This window comes from uncultured Intestinimonas sp. (assembly GCF_944387245.1).
Lineage (GTDB): Bacteria > Bacillota > Clostridia > Oscillospirales > Oscillospiraceae > Intestinimonas.
Genome location: NZ_CALXEE010000122.1, coordinates 1 through 4,030, shown reverse-complemented (window position 1 = coordinate 4,030; position 4,030 = coordinate 1). Strand labels below are relative to the sequence as shown.

Here is a 4,030-nt window from a genome sequence, read left to right as displayed (position 1 = left end):
GGGATTCGAACCCACGGCTCTTGCGAGTCACCGGTTTTCAAGACCGGCTCCTTAAACCACTCGGACATCTCTCCACGACCCGAGCGCCACCATCATATCAAACGCGAGTGTTATCATACCATAACATACCGGACTTGTCAACACCTTTGGAGAAAAAACCGGGGCCCGCAGGCCCCGGTGGATTTCACTCAACTGAAGAAGGCGTGAGACCCGATGGTGGTCACATAGGTGCGGTTACGCTGGGCCCAGCTGTTGGGAGATGTGGTGGGATTGACAAAGTAGAGGCTGCTGCCGCCTACCCGGACGCCCTCCAGGATCAGCTTGGCCGCCACCACGCTCTCGGCGTTGGGCTCCCGGTTGATACTGCCGCTGCTGGCGGGGGTGAACTGGTTGGGGGCGAAGATCACGTCATAGATGGTGTTGGGGAACAGGGGACTGTCCACCCGGTTCATAATGACGGTGCCCACAGCCAGTTTGCCGTCCAAAGGCTGGTTGCCGCTCTCGGCGTTGATGATGCGGGAGAGCCAGTAGAGGGAGTCGCTGTCGTAGTAGCTGTCGCCGGAGGCGATGGGGCCCTCACCGCTGTACACCTCCACCACGCCGCTCTCCTGGTTCCAGCTCACCCAGCCGCCCAGGGCCTGGGCAATGGTGCGGACGGGCACCAGCACGCGGCCGCCGCCGTCGATGACACCGTTGAGGACGTACAGGCACCGGCCGTTGGCCTGGATATACTGGTCGCCCACCCGGGCCCGGATGTTCAGACCCTCGGCGGTGACCACCACATACTCGCCCTCCCAGCCAATGACGGCATCGGGCCGCAGGGCCAGCACCGCGTTGACCAGGGAGACATAGGTGATCCCGTTGTAAACCGTGAGGCCAGGGTCCTCACAGGCATTGCCGTCCACCAGGAAGTAGCTGCCCGCGACGGGTTCCTCCGCCGCCAGAGCCCAACTCCCCATGGGAAGAATCGTCGCCAGACAGAGCATCAGGCACAGGATACGCATGCGCATGTCGTATGCTTCCTCCTCGCTGTTGTTGTAATCTTGTCGTTTCTTTTGTAACCAGATTGTAACCGATTTGAAGGAGAATTGCAAGACTTATTTTTTGACGAGCGCTGTCACATCTTCTGAACCCATTGGGGCGCAACGGTTTTTCCTATTCTGTTCGCTTTGATTTTTCCGAATTTTGGATCACAAAAGCGGTTACAAGGTCGCTCTTACCCACCGCCCTGCCGGGTCCGAAACCGGCATCCGGCCGGCATAAAAAAATCGGAGCAAGCGATAAACGCTTGCTCCAATTTTGGCGGAGAGAGAGGGATTCGAACCCTCGAGACGCTATTAACGCCTACACGATTTCCAATCGTGCGCCTTCGACCAGCTCAGCCATCTCTCCACGGCCGGGACAACGTTGCTTATTATACCCACTTTCCTCCCATTCGTCAAGAGGTAAAATGCAAAACTTTGAAAAAATTTGACGTCGTTGCAATCCCAACCCAACTGTGCTATAACAGTAACATCCTAAAGCTGTAATTTTATAAGGAGTGTTTGACCATGGAACTGACCCGCGCCCAGGCTTTGGAGCTGCTGAAAGAATATAATAAGGAGCCCTTCCACATCCGCCACGGCCTTACCGTGGGGGCAGTCATGGAGTGGTTCGCCAAAGAGCTGGGTTACGGCGACAACGCCGAATTCTGGTACCTCGTGGGCCTCCTCCACGACCTGGACTTTGAGCAGTGGCCCGAGGAGCACTGCATCAAGTCCCAGGAGCTCATGCGCCAGGCCGGTCTGGATGAGGCCCTCATCCACGCCACCGCCAGCCACGGCTGGGGCGAGGTGTGCGACATCCAGCCCGAGCATGAGATGGAAAAGGTCCTCTTCGCCTGCGACGAGCTCACCGGCCTCATCGGTGCCGCTGCCCTCATGCGCCCCTCCAAGAGCTGCTCCGACATGGAGCTCAAGTCTCTGAAGAAGAAATTCAAGGACAAGAAGTTCGCCGCCGGCTGCTCCCGGGAGATCATCCAGAAGGGCGCCGAGCTGCTGGGCTGGGACCTGGACAAGCTGCTGGACATGACCCTCCGTGCCATGCAGGCCACCGAGGCCGACATTGAGGCCCAGATGGCCTGACCCCCACCACATCACCCAAAAGGAGTTTTTTATGAACGGGAATTCCCCCCGCAAGCCCATGGGCAAGGCCGCCCGCACACTCATCAGTCTAGTTGTCACCTTGGTGTTCGGCCTCATTTATTTTTATCTCTCCCTCCCCGCCCTGAACCTCCAGGACGGAAATTTCTATACCTTTATCTTTATTTTGTGCATCGTCTTTGTGGTGGCCTCCCTTTTCACCTCCGGCTTCCGCATGGCCCCCGGCTCCGGCGTGAAGGAATACTTCCGCTTTGTAAAGAGCCAGTGCCTCCCTGTGGGCATCCTCATGGTGCTGCTCATCGCCGTTGGTATCATCGGCACCCTGATCTCCATGCCCATCTTCCGGGCCGCCGCCTACCGGGACCTCCTCACTGTGGAGGATGGTAACTTCAGTCAGGACATCGCCCAGATCTCCTTCGACAAGATCCCCACCCTGGACCGGTCCTCCGCCGAGTACCTGGGGGACCGCCAGATGGGCACCCTCAGCGACATGGTGAGCCAGTTCGAGTACTCCAACGACTCCACCCAGATCAACTACCAGGGCCGGCCCGTCCGGGTGGCCCCCATCGACTACGCCGACCTCATCAAGTGGTTCACCAACCGGGGCGAGGGCCTGCCCGCCTATGTGCTGGTGGACATGGTCACCCAGGAGGCCAACGTGGTACGGCTCCAGGAGGGCATGAAGTACTCCTTCTCCGAGCCCCTCAACCGCAACATCGTGCGCCACCTGCGCTTCTGCTACCCCACCTACCTCTTTGACACCCCCCAGTTCGAGATCGATGAGGAGGGCACTCCCTACTGGATCGCCCCCCGGATCGTCCGGACCATCGGACTCTTCGGCGGCACCGACATCCAGGGCGCCGTGCTGTGCAACGCCATCACCGGCGAGTGCCAGTACTACGACATCGCCGACGTCCCGGCCTGGGTGGACAACGTCTATACCCCCGACCTCATCATGGAGCAGTACGACTACCACGGCACCTTCATCAACGGCTTCCTCAACTCCATCCTGGGCCAGAAGGGCGTCACCATGACCACCGAGGGCTACAACTATATTGCCCTCAACGACGACGTGTACGTCTACACCGGCGTCACCTCCGCAAACGCCGACCAGTCCAACCTGGGCTTCCTCCTCTCCAACCAGCGCACCAAGGAGACCCGGTTCTATGAGGCCCCCGGCGCCACCGAGTACGCCGCTATGAGCTCCGCCGAGGGCGAGGTCCAGGACCTCAAGTACGTGGCCACCTTCCCCCTGCTCCTCAACATCGCCGGAGAGCCCACCTACTTCATCCCCCTCAAGGATGCCACCGAGCTGGTGAAGAGCTACGCCATGGTCAACGTGGCCCAGTATCAGCTGGTGGCGGTGGCCGGCTCCGTGTCCCAGTGTGAGCAGGTGTATATCGACCTGCTCTCCCAGCGGGGCATCGTGTCCGAGGAGGAGCGGCCCGAGACCCAGGTCTCCGGCGTGGTGGACGACATCCGCTCCGCTGTCATGGACGGCAGCACCTACTACTTCCTCCGCCTGGAGGGCAGTGAGGTCTACTACGCCGTCTCCGCCTCGGAGAACCCTGTGGCGGTGCTGCTGAACCTGGGCGACAAGGTCACCATCGGCCACGCCGTCCAGACCGGGGAGGAGGACGCCTCCATCCTCAGCGCCTATTCCCTCACCATCGACGGCAAGGCGGCCCCCGCCGAGCCGCTGGTCACCCCCAATGAGGTGGAGCCTGCCGACGACCCTACCGTCCCCGCGGAGGACGACGCCGTCACGGTCCCCATCTACGGCTGACCGCCCAATTCACATCAAAAAGCGTCTCCCCTCCTTTGCGGAGGGGAGACGCTTGAGCCTGTCGACAAAGTCGACAGGCTCTCTCGCACGTGCAAGCACGTGC

Annotated in this window: 3 protein-coding genes and 1 tRNA gene; 2 read left to right on the top strand and 2 right to left on the bottom strand. The window is 60.4% G+C overall.

From position 1 onward, the window contains the following. Positions 1 to 188 precede the first annotated feature (188 nt). Entirely contained in the window at positions 189 to 1,010 is an 822-nt protein-coding gene (locus tag Q0K15_RS10840) for a cell wall hydrolase (RefSeq protein WP_294515858.1), read from the bottom strand. Positions 1,011 to 1,300: 290 nt separating this feature from the next. Further along, positions 1,301 to 1,392, bottom strand: a tRNA-Ser gene (locus Q0K15_RS10835). A 158-nt stretch (positions 1,393 to 1,550) separates the two neighbouring features. Here Q0K15_RS10835 and Q0K15_RS10830 point away from each other — a divergent pair. Both Q0K15_RS10830 and Q0K15_RS10825 read left to right on the top strand, forming a co-directional pair. Next, on the top strand, positions 1,551 to 2,123 hold the full coding sequence (locus Q0K15_RS10830; protein WP_294515857.1) for a hydrolase: 573 nt from the start codon (positions 1,551 to 1,553) through the stop codon (positions 2,121 to 2,123). 31 nt (positions 2,124 to 2,154) lie between these two features. Continuing rightward, on the top strand, positions 2,155 to 3,927 hold the full coding sequence (locus tag Q0K15_RS10825) for a CvpA family protein (protein WP_294515856.1): 1,773 nt from the start codon (positions 2,155 to 2,157) through the stop codon (positions 3,925 to 3,927). The last annotated feature ends 103 nt before the right edge of the window (positions 3,928 to 4,030 follow it).

What these genes read in the sequence shown, in the direction of transcription:
- Q0K15_RS10840 (WP_294515858.1), bottom strand. Translation starts at nt 1,010, where the DNA reads ATGCGCATGCGTATCCTGTGCCTGATGCTCTGTCTGGCGACGATTCTT.
- Q0K15_RS10830 (WP_294515857.1), top strand. Translation starts at nt 1,551, where the DNA reads ATGGAACTGACCCGCGCCCAGGCTTTGGAGCTGCTGAAAGAATATAAT.
- Q0K15_RS10825 (WP_294515856.1), top strand. Translation starts at nt 2,155, where the DNA reads ATGAACGGGAATTCCCCCCGCAAGCCCATGGGCAAGGCCGCCCGCACA.